At 31.0% G+C, this 16783-nt stretch carries 17 protein-coding genes; 8 read left to right on the top strand and 9 right to left on the bottom strand.

The window, feature by feature from the left end; translation table 11 throughout:
* Window positions 1-128 precede the first annotated feature (128 nt).
* Window positions 129-809 (top strand): hypothetical protein, encoded by a 681-nt coding sequence (locus tag NQQ59_RS06030; protein ID WP_144214755.1) that lies wholly within the window; start codon window positions 129-131, stop codon window positions 807-809.
* Between the two features lie 30 nt (window positions 810-839).
* Here the strand turns inward: NQQ59_RS06030 and NQQ59_RS06025 are convergent, their stop codons facing one another.
* The 3 genes from NQQ59_RS06025 to NQQ59_RS06015 all read right to left on the bottom strand — a co-directional run bounded on the left by NQQ59_RS06025 (window position 840) and on the right by NQQ59_RS06015 (window position 3081).
* On the bottom strand, window positions 840-1619 hold the full coding sequence (locus tag NQQ59_RS06025; RefSeq protein ID WP_144221497.1) for a hypothetical protein: 780 nt from the start codon (window positions 1617-1619) through the stop codon (window positions 840-842).
* Between the two features lie 81 nt (window positions 1620-1700).
* Complete coding sequence (locus NQQ59_RS06020; protein ID WP_144214752.1) at window positions 1701-2480, bottom strand: hypothetical protein; 780 nt, start codon at window positions 2478-2480, stop codon at window positions 1701-1703.
* A gap of 283 nt (window positions 2481-2763) precedes the next feature.
* Entirely contained in the window at window positions 2764-3081 is a 318-nt protein-coding gene (locus NQQ59_RS06015) for a hypothetical protein (protein ID WP_144214751.1), read from the bottom strand.
* Between the two features lie 209 nt (window positions 3082-3290).
* On the opposite strand from NQQ59_RS06015, the gene NQQ59_RS06010 reads away from it, so the two are divergent.
* The 3 genes from NQQ59_RS06010 to NQQ59_RS06000 all read left to right on the top strand — a co-directional run bounded on the left by NQQ59_RS06010 (window position 3291) and on the right by NQQ59_RS06000 (window position 5098).
* Window positions 3291-3701: a helix-turn-helix domain-containing protein gene (locus tag NQQ59_RS06010; protein WP_144214750.1), complete on the top strand. Its 411-nt coding sequence runs from the start codon at window positions 3291-3293 to the stop codon at window positions 3699-3701.
* Between the two features lie 60 nt (window positions 3702-3761).
* Window positions 3762-4163, top strand: coding sequence for a hypothetical protein (locus tag NQQ59_RS06005; protein WP_144214749.1), 402 nt, complete (start codon window positions 3762-3764; stop codon window positions 4161-4163).
* Window positions 4164-4264: 101 nt separating this feature from the next.
* Window positions 4265-5098, top strand: a complete 834-nt coding sequence (locus NQQ59_RS06000) for a BRO-N domain-containing protein (RefSeq protein WP_144214748.1) — start codon at window positions 4265-4267, stop codon at window positions 5096-5098.
* A 67-nt stretch (window positions 5099-5165) separates the two neighbouring features.
* On the opposite strand, the gene NQQ59_RS05995 is transcribed toward NQQ59_RS06000, so the two are convergent.
* From NQQ59_RS05995 to NQQ59_RS05980, 4 genes are all read right to left on the bottom strand, one after another.
* On the bottom strand, window positions 5166-5552 hold the full coding sequence (locus NQQ59_RS05995; RefSeq protein ID WP_144214747.1) for a secretion protein: 387 nt from the start codon (window positions 5550-5552) through the stop codon (window positions 5166-5168).
* A 391-nt stretch (window positions 5553-5943) separates the two neighbouring features.
* The gene (locus NQQ59_RS05990; RefSeq protein WP_144214746.1) at window positions 5944-6342 is read right to left on the bottom strand and encodes a T9SS type A sorting domain-containing protein; all 399 of its coding nucleotides are present in this window, start codon (window positions 6340-6342) and stop codon (window positions 5944-5946) included.
* A 462-nt stretch (window positions 6343-6804) separates the two neighbouring features.
* Window positions 6805-7209: a secretion protein gene (locus NQQ59_RS05985; RefSeq protein ID WP_144214745.1), complete on the bottom strand. Its 405-nt coding sequence runs from the start codon at window positions 7207-7209 to the stop codon at window positions 6805-6807.
* A gap of 730 nt (window positions 7210-7939) precedes the next feature.
* A complete protein-coding gene (locus NQQ59_RS05980) occupies window positions 7940-8305 on the bottom strand; it encodes a DUF3244 domain-containing protein (protein WP_144214744.1) in 366 nt (121 codons plus the stop codon).
* Window positions 8306-8755: 450 nt separating this feature from the next.
* On the opposite strand from NQQ59_RS05980, the gene NQQ59_RS05975 reads away from it, so the two are divergent.
* From NQQ59_RS05975 to NQQ59_RS05965, 3 genes are all read left to right on the top strand, one after another.
* On the top strand, window positions 8756-9625 hold the full coding sequence (locus tag NQQ59_RS05975) for an AraC family transcriptional regulator (protein ID WP_144214743.1): 870 nt from the start codon (window positions 8756-8758) through the stop codon (window positions 9623-9625).
* A gap of 273 nt (window positions 9626-9898) precedes the next feature.
* Complete coding sequence (locus NQQ59_RS05970; protein WP_144214742.1) at window positions 9899-10768, top strand: alpha/beta hydrolase; 870 nt, start codon at window positions 9899-9901, stop codon at window positions 10766-10768.
* A 91-nt stretch (window positions 10769-10859) separates the two neighbouring features.
* Window positions 10860-11381 carry a hypothetical protein gene (locus NQQ59_RS05965; protein WP_144214741.1) on the top strand — a complete coding sequence of 174 codons (522 nt, stop codon included), beginning with the start codon at window positions 10860-10862 and terminating at the stop codon, window positions 11379-11381.
* A 75-nt stretch (window positions 11382-11456) separates the two neighbouring features.
* On the opposite strand, the gene NQQ59_RS05960 is transcribed toward NQQ59_RS05965, so the two are convergent.
* The gene (locus tag NQQ59_RS05960; RefSeq protein WP_144214740.1) at window positions 11457-12428 is read right to left on the bottom strand and encodes a TerC family protein; all 972 of its coding nucleotides are present in this window, start codon (window positions 12426-12428) and stop codon (window positions 11457-11459) included.
* A gap of 293 nt (window positions 12429-12721) precedes the next feature.
* Window positions 12722-13738: a glutamine synthetase beta-grasp domain-containing protein gene (locus NQQ59_RS05955; protein WP_144214739.1), complete on the bottom strand. Its 1017-nt coding sequence runs from the start codon at window positions 13736-13738 to the stop codon at window positions 12722-12724.
* A gap of 428 nt (window positions 13739-14166) precedes the next feature.
* Here NQQ59_RS05955 and NQQ59_RS05950 point away from each other — a divergent pair, with 428 nt between their 5' ends.
* Window positions 14167-16356 carry a glutamine synthetase III family protein gene (locus tag NQQ59_RS05950; protein ID WP_144214738.1) on the top strand — a complete coding sequence of 730 codons (2190 nt, stop codon included), beginning with the start codon at window positions 14167-14169 and terminating at the stop codon, window positions 16354-16356.
* Window positions 16357-16783 lie beyond the last annotated feature (427 nt).

The raw sequence follows: 16783 nt of genomic DNA, 5'->3' as shown, positions 1-16783 counted from the left end.
TATTTAATAATCAATTAAATCCATTTTTTTTGTTAAAAATGGTATTTGGTCGAGTAATTTATATGTTTGTCGAGATTTTTTTTCTAAGGCTATAAAAAGACTTAATTTTCTGTATAATTTTTTAAAATATGGAAAAGATTTCAATAGGAAAATTAATTGATTTTAGAAGAAAATCAGATAAGACAAGGTTGACTTTTGTAAATAATATTAATAAAGGAGAAGTTAATAGTCTGGATGATGGAGGAGGTGGTGATTATTGGGTAAGTTGTGTTAGTGCAATAAATCGTATTTTTAAAACGGATGATACTGGATTTATTGAAGAAAAAATAAATTATTTGTATAACAAAATCAATGAAACGGAAGATCTAAAAACTAAAAATAGGTTTCAAAAAAATATAGATATTTTGCATGTATTTGAAGATTTTGATTATAAACATTTAAAGCCGTCTAATGATTTGAATTTTCTTAAAAATTCAAATTCTAAATCTTTGATTACAATTAATGGGATTTCGATTGAATTAAAACCAACTCATATATTTACATATAATAATTTGGATTTTAAAGAAATTGGTGCTGTATGGTTTATTGTAAAAAAGGATGGTTTCAAAAATGGTGAATTAGGAATGTTTTGTGATATCATGTATAGATATCTGAATGCAACATATTCTGATAAATTTAAAGTCAATCCTGAAAATTGTATTGCAGTCGATTTATTTAATGGGTATGATGTTAACTATTCTCAAATAATTAAAAATGAAATTCCTCTTCTGTTAGATAATACAATTAATGATTTAAAAAAACTACTTTAAAAAAGCAATTAGACCAAACAAAAAAAACTGCTAGGCAACAAATCCTTTTTTTATAAATTTTTCTTTAAAGGTATAATTTTCAGCAACTTTAAAAGCTTCAATTATTAACCATATTCTATTGGCAATTACGCAAAAATATTTTCCAGTTCTAAATTCGGTCATTATGCCAACTAATCTATAATCAGCTTCAGTTTTGCCTGTTGCGGGATTATCATAAATCAATAAAAACCATAATCCGCATCCACTTATTCCGTGAAATTGTGAGATTATTTTAGTTTTTTTATTAGTGCTTACATCAGTACCTTTTCCTTTTACATTCAATATTATATGATCTCTTTTGTTGAATTTATAATATTGATATTGTTTATCATTAGCACTAGGAGTAGCCAAAAAAAATGTTGCACCTGTGTCGAAAGGTTTTCCTTCTTTAGTAACATTGATAGTGGGATAACCAAGTACGCAATAATTGGTTCCATTCAATAAATTATTGTGATGTCGGAACTTTTCTATAGTAATAGGAATGTAAACTTTTAACAAATTGATGATGGTTTGTTTGGCAAGTTTAATGTATGCCAAATCTATACCTTCACTTTTTTCAATAATCGAATATTTTACATCCCCAAATACAGGTATAAATAATTCTTTATTAATCTTAATTATTAACTCTTCATCAGGATGTTCTAAAAAAAAACTTGCAACATGTGAAGCAGTTATAATGAAATAATCATCATAAATTTTAGCAAAAACACCAGAGCCAAATGGTTTTGGCTTACCATTCTCTTTTCTTAAAAATTGAATAGTATGTTTCAATATTTTGCTGTTTATTTGCTCTATAACAGCTTCATCGGTTTCGTCATTTTTTTTTTAGTCATATCCTGTATATATAAATCATTACGGTTGACGTCTATGGATTTTTAATGAATCCACTAAATCCATTCCTAGTGGCGTCAAAGCCCAATTTCCTGTATTATTTTTTTTAAAATAATCTTTTGCTGTCAAAAGATTTTGTAATGTGAGTGGCAAGTCAGAAAATTGTGTTTCTGGATTATTAGCAAAATTAAAAATACTTATTTTGTTTTTTTCAGAAAGGTTGTTGTAAAACTCGGCTAAATTTGAACTATTGTCATTACCGTCATGAGTTAAATTAAAATTATTTAAAGTATTTTGTAAATCTTGCACTAGTTCATTTGAATCATTTAGTTTTAAATTTAGTGACTCGATAGTGTTTTTATCTGCATTTGCTCTTTGTATATTTGATTCTTCTAAAAATTTGATTCTATCTATTAGCTCCTGATGGTCTCTGTTACCACTTATAATATTTTTTAATTCAGTTTCTCTTTCAGCTTCAAAAAACTTTCTATTGTATTTTGAGGATATTCGACGCTTATTTATTGGTATAAGCAACTCATCCACTACCAGCATTATTGACGGAACCATAATTGTATAAAAAAATGCCAATCCTAGAGGCCATAATATTGTTCCAAGCGTACAATACTCATAATCAATCATTGCAATTTTATATTCAATATTTGTATCCGAAAATAATAATAGAAAAATTGGTCGCCAATTGTAAATAAAAAAAGAGCATATGAAAGCTCCCGTGATTGGAGTTTTTATACGCTCTTTTGATGATTCTATTAAACTATGTAATAAATCTGATATCGTTTGCATATTTTTTGTTTGGTTTAACAAACATAGGAAAAATAGCAAATAAAATTTGTACTATTAAATTATTCAGCTATAAAAAATATGCTACTAATAGCGCGAGTGTCCCGCTTGTGAACACAAAGAAATGCACGAGCGAGACGCTCGCGCCAGCAGACGACATTCTGTGTAGAGCTACTTGCGGAGATTTCTCCTCCGTCGAAATGACAAGATTGTGAAAAAAAACTTTGCGACTTAGCGCCTTTGCGAGATTTTTCAAATTAGACCTTTCATCTTCGCAAGTAGAAAGTCATTCTCCAACAACCTCCCCAACATACCCCAAAAACTCCATTTCATCCAAAGGGAAAATAGATAGAACCGTTTCTAGAATTAGCCCTACATTTATAGATTCAGATTTCTTTTTTTCTATGTTTTGCATATCGTTGTTGAGTGCCAGAATGCAGAGTTTTAGTAAATCGGAAATAAGGCAGCCGAGTTCGAAATAATTTAAAACTTTGATTTGAGCGATTTGCATTTTAGAATTGTCATTGGCTGGTTTTAGGGTGCGGAAATATAAAGTGGTTAATTCTTTAAGACGTTCCAGGTTTTTAGTTTCGTTGGTTTCCATAGTGTTAGTTTTAATTGGCTTAGAAGTTAATGGCTTTACAATTTGACTTTTATAAAATAATTATAAGAAAAATTGTACTTTTGTTTGATTTGATGCAAGAGTAGAAATAGATTTTACCGTATGAAATCATTTTTGGCTGTATCATACACCGAAAAATCTGTTTTTTACATTTTGCCAATTTTGATATTTTAATTATTTATCTTTGAATTATGAGCACACTAACAAAACCAAATCATATAGGGCGAAAAATAAGCCGTATTCGTGAACTTCGAGATATGAAGCAGGAAGCTTTGGCGCAGGCTTTAGGAACAAACCAGCAAGCGATTTCGGCTATAGAAAATAGCGAAACGATAGATGAAGATAAACTTATCGCAATTGCAAAAGTGCTTGGGGTAACAGCAGAAGCCATTAAAAACTTTTCAGAAGAAGGAATGATTAATTACTTTAATACTTTTAATGATACAAAAGATAGTCAAGTAAATTTCGGAAATCATTGCACTTTCAATCCATTAGATAAATTGATGGAAACTGTAGAAGAAAATAAAAAGCTTTACGAGCGTTTGCTTCAGGCGGAAAAAGAAAAGATTGAATATTTAGAGAAATTACTAAATCAGAAATAACGAAAGGCAGTTCAGACAGAACTGCTTTTTTGCTTTAAGGACAACTTAATGGCTGAGGTTATGGAAATTCAAAAGTATATAGAACAAATCAGGGGGTTAGAAAATTCGCAATTAGATCAAAATACTGAATTGGAAAACGTGATTTCTAAGATGATTTTCGACGGAAAAAGTATTTATTTTCAGGTAAATGATCTTTTCCAAAATCAAAACCAAAATCAAGCACTTCTTTCAAAAATAGAGCAAACTTTAAATCTAATTTTCATAAAAGAAGAAAATGCAAATGTTTGTTTTGCCAATAGCGATGAGGTTCGGTCAGAATACAAACAAAGTTTCAGATTAATAGATTTACTGGATTATGTATATGTTTTTGCGCATTCGGCTTTTTATAAGCAATCCCATAAAATAATTATTCCGGCAGATGCTGAAGTTTTTTGGAAGTTGGTTGAAATTAAAAAATATTAAAATAAATGTTCCGACACATTAAATGTGGTATTTTTCTTTCTTTTAGTATTCTTTAATATGAAAAAAAACTATATTTGATTTTTAATTTTAATTCTTTTGGAATGAACAAGGAGGGCGCGGGTATTCAGTTATTTGAAGAAAAAAAAGTGAGAACGATCTGGAACGAGGATGAAGAAAAATGGTATTTTTCTATTATTGATGTAATACATGCATTAACTGAAAGTCCTAATGCAAGAAAATATTGGAGTGTGCTAAAACTTCGTTTAAAAAAAGAGGGAAGTGAGTTGGCTACAAATTGTAGTCAACTGAAAATGCAAGCTTCCGATGGTAAATATTATAAGACAGATGTAGCAGATACTGAACAACTTTTCAGATTAATACAATCTATCCCTTCTCCAAAAGCAGAACCTTTTAAATTATGGTTGGCACAAATTGCATCTGAGCGTTTAGACGAAATGCAAGATCCAGAACTTACAATAGATAGAGCGCTAGAGCAATATTTACAAATGGGATATTCAGAAAGTTGGATTAATCAGAGATTAAAAAGTATAGAAATTCGTAACGAATTAACCAGAGAATGGAAGAACAGAGGGGTAAATGAAGGTATGGAATTTGCCATTTTAACAGATATTATTTCGAAAACTTGGTCAGGAAAAACGACCAAAGAGTATAAAATATTAAAAGGATTAAAAAAAGAAAATTTAAGGGACAATATGTCTAATACTGAATTAATTTTGAATATGTTAGCAGAAGCATCCACAAAAGACATTTCAAATGCTACAGAACCAGAAAACTTTGATGAAAGTAAGAAAGTTGCGAAACAAGGAGGGAATGTTGCTAAAGTTGCTTTGAATGAATTGGAATCTAAAACAGGAAAAAAAGTAGTAACTCCTTTAAATTCAAAAGATTTGATTCAGAAAAGAATTAAGGGATAAAATAAAAAAGCAGTTCTCCTGGTAAAAGAACTGCTTTTTAAACTTTTTCGTTGGGAGCAAAAAAGGCTTAGCGACGGAAAGATGGACTATGATTCACAGCTTCATCTAACTTCACTGCCTTTACTTTTTTAGCAGCAACTTTGATTTCGTGTTTCTTCACAGTATCGTTTGCTTTCACTTCAAGAACATAAGTTCCAGCAGGAAAACTTTCTAAACTAATAGTTTTAGAAACTTCTAAGTTGTTTGCTGCAGCGTCTCCAGCATAAAGTAAATTGTGATTCTCATCATAGATAGAGAAAGATGAATTTTCAACAGTGTCTAAAGTAAAGCTAACTACTTTTCCGTTTCCTGTTTTAATGTTTAGAACATAATCACCTTTTCCATCAATGGCATAGGTAAACACAGTCGCTAAAAAAAAGGCAGCAACTAAACCGGCTTTGGTAAATTTTGTCATGTTTTTTTTTAATTGTTAATTACTAAATGTGGAACGAGCAAAACTACAAATACAAATTTAATTTTTAGCAATAAAAAAGCGTTTTCAAACGCTTAAGTTGTTGAATTGAAACTATTTCTGCATTTTGTTTGAACTATGTACGTATTTACTGGGCTTACGGATTTTTATTTTTTCAAAAAAAATCAACTTTTTTTACAGCTTCAAAATCAAGAACTTGAATTTATAAGAATATTTTTTCAGGAACAAGTATTAGTGTAAATGTTACATTTAATTTGAAATAAAAAAAACAGCTCTATAACCAATCAAGAGCTGTCTTTTTCCTTCAAACAATAAAATACTTTTAATTTTTTTTAACCTTGTTTTTTATACCTTTTTTAGAGTGTATAAAATTTTAGCGTGTAGCAACACTTGTATTTTTAGCAAAACCTGATTTGTAAACAGAAGAAATTGCAGTTCTAGATAATGAAGCATTACCTTTAATTGTAATTTCATATTTTGCTTTTTTTACATTGTCTTCTACTTCTAAGAAATAAGTTCCTTCAGGAAATTCTTCTAAGCTGAAAGATCTTAAGATTCCGTCTTTACCGGTTGCGCTTTCAGAATAAATTAAAGTTCCGTCTTTGTCATAAATAGCTAAATTGGCTTTCTGTACTTTATTAAGTGCGAAAGTGATCAGTCTTCCATTAGCTTTTAATACATGAAGATTAAATTCATTTCCATCAATTGCGTAAGTGCTAATTCCAGTGAAAAGCAACGCTACTACTAAACTCAATTTTGCAATCTTTTTCATGGTACTTAGTTTTTAAATTATTAGTTCTAATTCTCTGATGCTAAATTACTTATGTAATGCATGAAAAAGCGCAACTGTATTTTCCGATTTCTATGCTATATTCTCATTTACGAAACCGTTATAGGTTAAATTGTGAATTATATTTAATGTTTATGTTAATTCATTTAATATTTTTTAAACTTTCGCTTGGTTTTAACTTTACAATGGGTTAAGAATTTATTTACGGAAAAGAGAAATTATTCCGCAAAGATTCTCAAAGAGAAAACGCAAAGATTCACAAAGTTTTTAGTGAACCTTTGTGAAAAATCTTTGTGAAACTTTGTGGTATAAAATTCTAAAGTAAAGAGCAAAAAAAAACAGCTCAGTAACCACAAAGAGCTGTTTTTAAAACTTTTGAAAGTTTTTAAACTTACTAACTATCTAACCTCACTTTTTATACTGTATGAGAGTATAAAAACTTTTTTAGCGTACTGCTACGCTAGTATTTTTAGCAAAATCTGATTTGTAAACAGAAGAAACTGCTTTTTGAGATAAAACAGTAACATTTTCACCTACTAAGATTTCGTATTTTGCTTTTTTTGTATTGTCTTCAATTTCTAAGAAATAAGTTCCTTCAGGAAATTCTTCCAGGCTGAAAGTTCTTAAAATTCCTTCTTTACCAGTTGCATTTTCAGAATAAATAAAAGATCCGTCTTTTGCATATAAAGTTAAAGTGGCTTTTTGAGTCTGGTTAAGTCCGAAACTGATTAATTTTCCATTTGCTTTTATAACATGAAGATTAAAATCTTCATTGCCATCAATTGCGTAAGTGTTTATTCCTGCGAAAAACAACGCTGCTACTAAACTCAATCTAATAATCTTTTTCATGGTATTTAGTTTTTAAATTAATAGTTCTAATTCTCTGATGCTAAATTACTTCAGTTGTAAGTGTAAATACACAACTATATTTTCCAATTTATATGCTGTATTCTCATTTACGAAACCGTTATAGGTTAAAATTTGAATTATTTTTATCGTTTTGGCTAAATCGATAATTATTTTTCAACGTTTTTGATGATTTTTAATTTACATTGAGGTAAAGATTTCTTTAAAAATGTAGGAATTTTTGAATGTTAAGATTTGTTTTTTACCGTAAAGACACAAAGAAGGTGCAGAGTTCGCAAAGCTTTGTGAAATATCTTTTGCGAATTCTATATAAAACATAGCCCAAGGTTTCAACCTTGGGAAAGATTGGAACATCATACGTGCCCAAGGTTGAAACCTTGGGCTATGTTCTGAATAAATTGCGAAATTGTTATATAAAAAGTTAGCCACAGATTAAAGGATTAACACAGATTTTTAAAACCCTTTTAATCCTTATAATCTGTGGCTAAAGAAAGCCTTTGCGAACTTTGCACTTTTTTTTCTTAGCGTCTTTGCGGTTAAATAAAAAAAAGTAAAGAGCAAAAAAAAACAGCTCAGTAACCACAAAGAGCTGTTTCTAAAACTTTTGAAAGTTTTTAACTTACTAACTATCTAACCTCACTTTTTATACTTTATTAGAGTATAAAGTTTTAAGTGCCGTGAAGTAACACTTAATTTTTAGAATATTTACTTCTTATAAAGAAGAAGTAGTTCCTTTTGAAGATAAAACTGAAGTTTTTGAATCTACAGTGATATCGTATTTTACTTTTTTGAAATTATCAGCAACTTCTAAAGTGTATTTTCCTTGTGGAAATTCTTCTAAACTGAAAGTTCTTAAAATTCCATCTTTACCAGATGCGTTTTCAGTATAAAGTAAGTTACCATTAGTATCATAAATACTGATAACAGCTTTTTGAAGTTGGTTAATACCAAAAGCAATAACCTTGCCATTTCCTTTTAATACGTGAAGATTTAACGCTTCATTTCCATCAATTGCATAAGTACTCATTCCTGTTAGAAGTACTGCGCATACTAAACTTAATTTCATAATCTTTTTCATATTCTATAGTATTAAATTTTTTTCGTTCATTTCTCTGAGGCAAAGTTATACCAACATGTGTGTTATTTTAACATCTATATTTTCCAATTTATATGCTGTATTCTCATTTACGAAACCGTTATAGGTTAAAATTTGATTTAAATCTTATGTTTTTGTTAATTTGATTGTTATTCTTCAAAGTTTTGCAATAATTCAATACTTTATAAAATTTCCATCTTTCTTACAAAATTTGCCATATTGGTATTAATTCGGGTTTTAAATAAGATTATTGAAAAAAATGTCGAGAAAAAAAATGAGACCTGAAAAAAAAGTCATTTTTGATGTATAATTCGCAGTGTTAAGAACGTTATTTTAATGTAAAATTCGCATTTACGAAACCGTTATAGGTTAAAATTTAAATTATTTTAGGTGTTTTTGTTAATTTTGCTATTATTTTTTAAAAGAATTATCATGAAGACAATTGCCCCAGCTCTTGAAGTGATAACTAACTCATACGGAAGTTCTTTTACCTACACTAAACACGCCGAAAAGACCAATAGTAAAGCTCATTTATGGCATTATCATCCAGAGATTGAGTTGGTGTATATAAATGGCGGGGCAGGAAAAAGACAAATAGGAAGCCATGTTTCTTATTATACCAATGGTAGTTTACTTTTGATAGGAGCCAATTTACCCCATTGCGGATTTACAAATGAAAATACGGGGAATACAAATGAAACCGTAATTCATATTAAACCTGAATTTTTAGGAAGCGATTTTCTTGCTGCTCCTGAAATGAAAAGGGTTCAGAATATTTTGAATCAGGCTAAAGGCGGAATCGCTTTTGGTGGTGAAGCAAAAAAAAGAATAGGAAAGAAAATTGAAATGATGGAAAATGAACCGCCATTTCAGAAACTAATGACGCTTTTAAGTGTTTTAGACGAATTAGAATCGGCTGAATATACCGTATTAAATGCAGACGGATTTTCGTTAGAGTTGCAGACTCAGGATAATGATCGTATCAATGTGGTTTTTAATTTTGTGAAAGATCATTTTCAGGAATCGATTTCAATAGACGAAGTTTCGAGTTTGGTAAGTATGACAACGCCTTCATTCTGTCGTTATTTCAAAAAGATTTCCAACAAAACATTTACTGAGTTTGTAAATGAATATCGTTTGGTACATGCTTCAAAACTTTTGGCAGAACAGCCAATGAGTATTAATGAAGTTTGTTACGAAAGTGGATTCAATAATTTCAGTCACTTTAGTAAATCGTTTAAACAATATACAGGTAAAAGCGCTTCGCAATACCGACACGAGCATAAGATTATAATTAGCTAGTTTTTAGCTAAGTTTTTTTTTAGCCACGAATTCACGAATTTTTTTAATATTAATTCGTGAATTCGTGGCTATTTAATTTTTATTTCACGAATTGGGGAGCTATCAAATTAATTGGTGAAATTTATAGGATCGTGTTATATGAGAATGCTGTAAAATAAAATTCGTGAATTCGTGGCTATCTTTTTTTACTACTAAGACTCAGTCGGATTTTTCATATATACTATTCTGAAAAAAGGTATATTTACAAACCCTAATCAGAAAAAATATATCAAAATGAAGAAAATTAAAATGCTGTTGTCTGCATTTTTGCTATGTCTGACCACCCTGACATACGCGGCAAAAGTAGACACTTTGCAAGTCGCCAGCACCGCAATGGGGAAAACCTATAAAGCGGCCGTAGTTTTGCCTAGTTCTTACGCTAAAAGTAAAACTGCTTTTCCGGTAATGTATTTATTGCACGGAGCTTACGGACATTTTAGCGACTGGCTTAAAAATACTCCCAACAAAAAACTGGTTCATAATCTGGCAGATCAATACAATATGATTATTGTAATGCCCGAAGGAGAAACATTCAGTTTTTATCTGGACAGTCCGATAAATAAAGAAAGTCAGTTTGAGACTTTTATTACGCAGGAAGTGATTCAGAAAGTAGATAAAACGTATAAAACAATTGCCAATAGAAACGGAAGAGTAATTACTGGTCTTTCAATGGGCGGACATGGCGCGCTATATTTATCGGCCAGACATCCTGATTTGTTTTGTGCAGCAGGAAGTATGAGTGGCGCAGTAGATATGAGTACAATGTTGAATAGAGATTCATCGGCTCAGATTGTAAAATTAATGCAACCTGTTTTCGGAGATAAAAGTGGCAATACAGAATTGTACGAACAAAATTCTGTTTTAAGAATGGCTGATAAAATCAAAGCAAACAAACTTCCTTTGGTGATTGACTGTGGTGTTGATGATTTTTTAATTGAACCCAACAGAGAATTGCATAGAAGATTGGTTTACAATAAAACAGATCACGATTATACAGAGCGTCCAGGAGCGCACACTTGGGATTATTGGGAAAATTCATTGCCTTATCATGTTTTGTTCTTCAGTAAAATATTGTTTAAGAATCAGGTAACTGCGAAAAAATAAAGGCTTTTTTGCTCTAAAATTAACCGAATTACTTTTTTTGGTTTAATTTTTGGAATACCTTTATAGTATAATCCTTAAAAAAATAAAAATTATGAAAAAGATACTTACACTATTCGCTGTTGTTGGAATGATGGCGTTTTCGAGTTGTTCGAACGATGATGATGTTGATAATGACACAATTCCTCAGGCATTTGAAGTGAGAAATCAAAATTTCACAGTAAAGCCACAAAGTCCTTTGGAAGGTTTAACTATATATGGTACATTTTATGACTATGTTGGAGGAGATTTATTTAATGATGAAACGGTTTTAATTTACAGATTAAAAGGAACTATTGATTCTCAGACTCCGATTTGGCAATTAATTCCAACAACTTTGTTTTTTGATAATGGAGATGAGATAACTTATGATTATGATTTTAGTAAAGAAGATTTTAAGATTTACGTAGGTGCTAATTTTAATTTATCTGCATCATCTACATTTGCAACAAATCAAACTTTTAGAATTGTAATAATTCCTTCAGTTTTAGCTTCGTCTGTAAATAAAGCTAATTATTTAGAAGTAATGAAAGCAGCTAAATTAAGTGAGAGTCAGATAAAAAATATTAAACTTTAATGTTTTAAAAATTAAGTAATAAAAAAAAGGAAATCGCAAGATTTCCTTTTTTTTATGAATATATTTGAAGAACAATTATTCTTCACTTGATGAATCGGTTAATATTTTTTCCTTTCCGAATTTTAATGAAACCAAAACTCCAACTAAAAGAGATAAAGCAATAAATCCTAAAGAAGCCCATTCTGGAACTTCAATATAATCGTGTAATAACATTTTTAATCCCACAAAAGCTAAAATGGCTACTAAGCTGTATTCTAAATAACTGAATTTTGCTAACATATTTGCTAAGAAGAAATACATGGAACGTAATCCTAAAATGGCAAAAATATTAGAGCTAAATACTAAGAATGGGTCTTTTGTAATGGCTAAAATTGCAGGAACACTATCTACTGCAAAAAGCACATCCATAACTTCAATTACAATCAGGGCAACAAATAATGGTGTTGCAGCTTTTTTAGCGGTGTTGGTTGAGATAAAGAATTTTTCGCCATCCATTTCTGAAGTGATCGGAATAATTTTTCCTAATGTCTTGTATACAAAAGAGTCTTTTGGATGAAAGTCTTCGTCTTCACCAGAAAACAACATTTTTATAGCAGTGAAAATCAAGAAAATTCCAAAGACATAAGTCGTCCAAGTAAATTTGCTAATTAACATTACGCCAAAGAAGATCATCAAACCACGGAAAACAATAGCTCCTAAAATTCCCCAGAATAAAACACGATGCTGGTATTTTTGCGGAATCTTAAAGGAAGCGAAAATAATTGCAATCACAAAAATATTATCTACGCTTAAAGAAAGTTCGATTAAATATCCTGTAATGAACTTCATTGCTGCGACAGTAGGTTTTAGATTGTCGGGATTTGCAATATAATCTGTGGTATAAAGCCAATAAATTACTCCTGAAAAAAGGAATGATAAAGTAACCCAAACCAAAGTCCATTTGCTGGCTTCTTTAGTACTAATAATATGTGGTGTTTTGTTGAAGACACCAAGGTCTAAAGCAAGAATGAAAATTACAGCAAGTAAAAAGAGGGACCAGACTATCATAATATTTTTTTTAAATGGTATACAAAGATAAGTTTTGATGTTTAACTTAAAAATTAAATTTACCTCTAAAATTAAGTAATATTTGTTATTTGTAAAATGCTAAGTGTTATAAAGTTATAAGGTTTGTTGGTTTTTGAAGTGTCGAGTTTAAGATTTAAAAATATGAATTGAGAGGTTGTTTGAGAACTTTGTCAATGTTTAACTTTGTCAAAGTGGGCAAATAATGTTAAATGCAAAAAAAAAGTACCAACAAATAAATGTTGGCACTTTTAGAATATAATGTAAGCTTTGAATTATAGCGCTGAGTTAACAGTTTTGATAATTCTAGCAGCAATTTTGTAAGGGTCTCCGTTTGAAGCTGGTCTTCTGTCTTCCAACCAACCTTTCCATCCTTTTTGAACAGTCATCAAAGGAATTCTGATAGAACATCCTCTGTCTGAAACTCCATAAGAGAAATCGTTGATAGAAGCAGTTTCGTGTTTACCAGTTAAACGTTGGTCGTTGTAAGCTCCGTAAACCGCAATGTGCTCAGCAGTAACAGGACGGAAAGCTTCGCAGATTCTCTCGTAAGTTTCTTGAGAACCACATGTTCTTAATACTTCGTTAGAGAAGTTAGCGTGCATTCCAGAACCATTCCAGTCTGTGTCTCCTAGAGGTTTTGGGTGATATTCGATATAGTAACCATATTTCTCAGTCAAACGATCTAATAAGTAACGAGCAACCCAGATTTCATCTCCAGCTTTTTTAGCTCCTTTAGCGAATAATTGGAACTCCCATTGTCCGCAAGCAACCTCTTGGTTGATACCTTCAAAGTTGATTCCAGCAGCGATACATAAATCAGCATGCTCTTCAACTAATTTTCTACCGTGAGTGTTTTTTCCACCTACTGAACAGTAGTACATCCCTTGTGGAGCAGGGTATCCTCCAACTGGGAAACCAAGTGGAAGTTGTGTTTTAGTATCCATGATGAAATACTCTTGTTCGAATCCAAACCAAAAATCATCATTATCATCATCAATTGTGGCTCTACCGTTAGAAGGGTGTGGTGTTCCGTCAGCATACATAACTTCGCACATTACTAACCATCCGTTGATACGAGTTGGATCTGGATAGATTGCAACAGGAACTAATAAACAGTCAGAAGATCCACCTTCAGCTTGTCTTGTTGACGAACCATCAAATGACCAGTTTCCAAGTTCTTCTAATGTTCCTTTGAAATTTTCGTGCTCTTCAACTTTAGTTTTACTTCTAAGATTTTGAGTTGGTTCATATCCGTCTAACCAAATGTACTCTAACTTAATTTTAGCCATAATAATATAAATTTATTTTTTTTGTTTTTTCGCTGGGTCAAATATAGATTTATTTTTTTAGTCCTAAAAATTAGGGGGCTATTTTGTTTAGTGAACTATAATTTTTTGGATAAGCGCAATTTTAAGAGGGGTATATTTTAAAAAAAGCAATTTTATTAACCTTAAAAAAATAAATTCGTAATAATTACGACGCTTTTTTGAGTTCCTGAGTTAAGAAATTATGAAAAAATGTTTATTTAATCAAGATTAACGTACAGTTTTGTTATATTTCTGTTGATTGGATTCATTATTCTTTGAAAAAAGCATTTTATGTTGAAAAATTCTAGTTCAAAAATCGAAAATTAATATTCGAATCAGGGATTTAATTTGTTTATATTTGTCGATCAATTTTTAGTGAAAATTAGTACGAATTTAAAATATACATAACCATGTCAACATTACGTTTCCAAGCTTTACAACAAGCTTCTAACAGAAAGCCGGTGCATTTTGAAGAAATTGGTCGAAAATCAAATCTTTTCGGATCAAATGTGTTTAACGAAAAAGCGATGAAGCAGTATTTGACTTCAGATGCTTTTAAAGGAGTAAGAGATGCCATTCAGCACGGAACTAAAATCGACAGAAAACTGGCAGACTATATTGCTATGGGAATGAAAGAATGGGCTCTTTCTAAAGGTGTAACCCATTATACACACTGGTTTCAGCCTCTTACAGGAACAACGGCAGAAAAACATGATGCTTTTTTTGAAACTTCCTATGACGGAAACGAATCTGTAGAGAAATTTGGCGGAGCACAGTTAGTACAACAAGAACCAGATGCATCTAGTTTCCCTAACGGAGGAATCAGAAATACTTTTGAAGCAAGAGGTTATACCGCTTGGGATCCAACTTCTCCAGCTTTTATATATGGTACAACTTTATGTATTCCGACGGTTTTTATCGCTTATACAGGTGAAGCTTTAGATAATAAGATACCTTTATTAAGAGCATTATCTGCAATTGACGAAGCAGCAACGGAAGTTTGTAAATATTTTGACAAAAACGTAAAAAAAGTAACAGCAACTTTAGGTTGGGAGCAAGAGTATTTCTTAATTGATAAAGCTTTGGCGAATTCTCGTCCTGACTTAATGATGACAGGAAGAACCTTATTAGGACATACTTCTGCAAAAGGACAACAATTAGACGATCATTATTTTGGATCGATCCCAACTCGTGCTCTTACTTATATGAGAGATTTGGAGCAAGAATGTATGTTATTGGGGATTCCAGTAAAAACGCGTCATAATGAAGTCGCACCAAATCAGTTTGAGTTAGCTCCGATTTTTGAGGAAACGAATTTAGCGGTAGATCACAACTCTTTATTAATGGATGTAATGCAAAGAGTGGCTGAACGTCATGACTTTAAAGTGTTATTTCACGAAAAACCATTTAAAGGAGTAAACGGTTCTGGAAAACACAATAACTGGTCATTGGCAACAGATACTGGAGTTAATTTATTGAGTCCGAGCAAAACGCCAATGAGCAATTTACAGTTCTTGACTTTCTTTATTAATACCATCAAAGCGGTAAACGATAACGAAACTTTATTAAGAGCTTCTATCGCAACAGCAAGTAACGACCATAGATTAGGGGCAAATGAGGCGCCACCAGCAATTATGTCGGTATTTATTGGAGCGCAATTGACAAAAGTTTTATCTGAATTAGAAAGCGTAACAACTGGAAAACTTTCTCCGGAAGAAAAAACAGATTTGAAATTGAACGTTGTTGGAAAAATTCCAGACGTATTATTAGATAATACAGATCGTAACAGAACTTCGCCTTTTGCTTTTACAGGAAATAAATGGGAATTTAGAGCGGTTGGATCAAATTCAAACTGTTCAAATGCCATGACCACTTTAAATGCTATTGTAGCAAAACAGTTAATTGACTTTAAAAAAGAAGTAGAGAATTTGATTGAAAATAAAGACATGAAAAAAGATGATGCCATCTTTAATGTTTTAAGAGAATACATCAAACAATCTAAAAAGATTCTTTTTGAAGGCGACGGTTACAGCGAAGCTTGGGAAAAAGAAGCAGCGAAAAGAGGTTTAAGTAATTTCAAAACTACTCCGGAAGCGATTAAAGCTAAAGTTTCTAAACAAGCTTTGGATTTATTTGAAGAATTAGGAATCTTTAATCATGTAGAAGCCGAAGCTCGTTATGAAATTGAATTGGAAGAATACACTAAAAAAATCCAGATTGAAGGAAGAGTTTTAGGAGATATTGCAAGAAATCATGTAATTCCAACTGCTATTCGTTACCAAAATACATTAATTGAAAATGTAAAAGGTTTAAAAGAGATTTTCGGAAAAGAATTTGAAACGATTGCAAAAGAGCAGATTGTTTTAATTAAAGAAATCTCAGGTCATATTGAAGGAATTAATTCTAAAGTATTGGCAATGACTAACGAAAGAAAGAAAGCCAATCAATTGACTGATGCTCAAAAAATGGCAGAAGCGTATTGCAATAAAGTGAAACCTTATTTTGATGAAATTCGTAATCACTGCGATAAATTAGAATTATTAGTTGATGACGAAAGTTGGACATTAACAAAATACAGAGAGTTGTTATTTACAAAATAATCTCAAAAAAAATACTTTATTTGAAGCCTGTCTCTAGAAAAGACAGGCTTTTTTAATGTTTTTATACAATGGAAAAATATAAAAAAGAAGTAATTTCTTCCTTTTATTTTTTTTGTGTTTTGAAGTTTATCGAGATAGTCCTACAGTTTGTCGAAAAGGTGATAAGTTGTTGAAAATTAAATCTTTCTGATTGGCTCCGGTTTCGATTAGTTTTCTAATTTTGAATATGATTTTGTGTATAAGATCAATTGTTTTAAAACGAGATTAGTCTTCTTTTGAAATGATAAAAATAGCAAGCCAAAAGCTTCATAACCAATTTTATTTAGGGAAATCGGCAGAAGAAACCATTCAGCCGATTTTTTTTTGAAACAGATATAAGAATCAATCAAAGAATTAAAAAAAGGGATTATCTTTGCACCACATCAAC

Source organism: Flavobacterium panacis (genome assembly GCF_024649945.1).
Lineage (GTDB): Bacteria > Bacteroidota > Bacteroidia > Flavobacteriales > Flavobacteriaceae > Flavobacterium > Flavobacterium panacis.
This window is presented reverse-complemented; position numbering and strand designations above follow the sequence as displayed.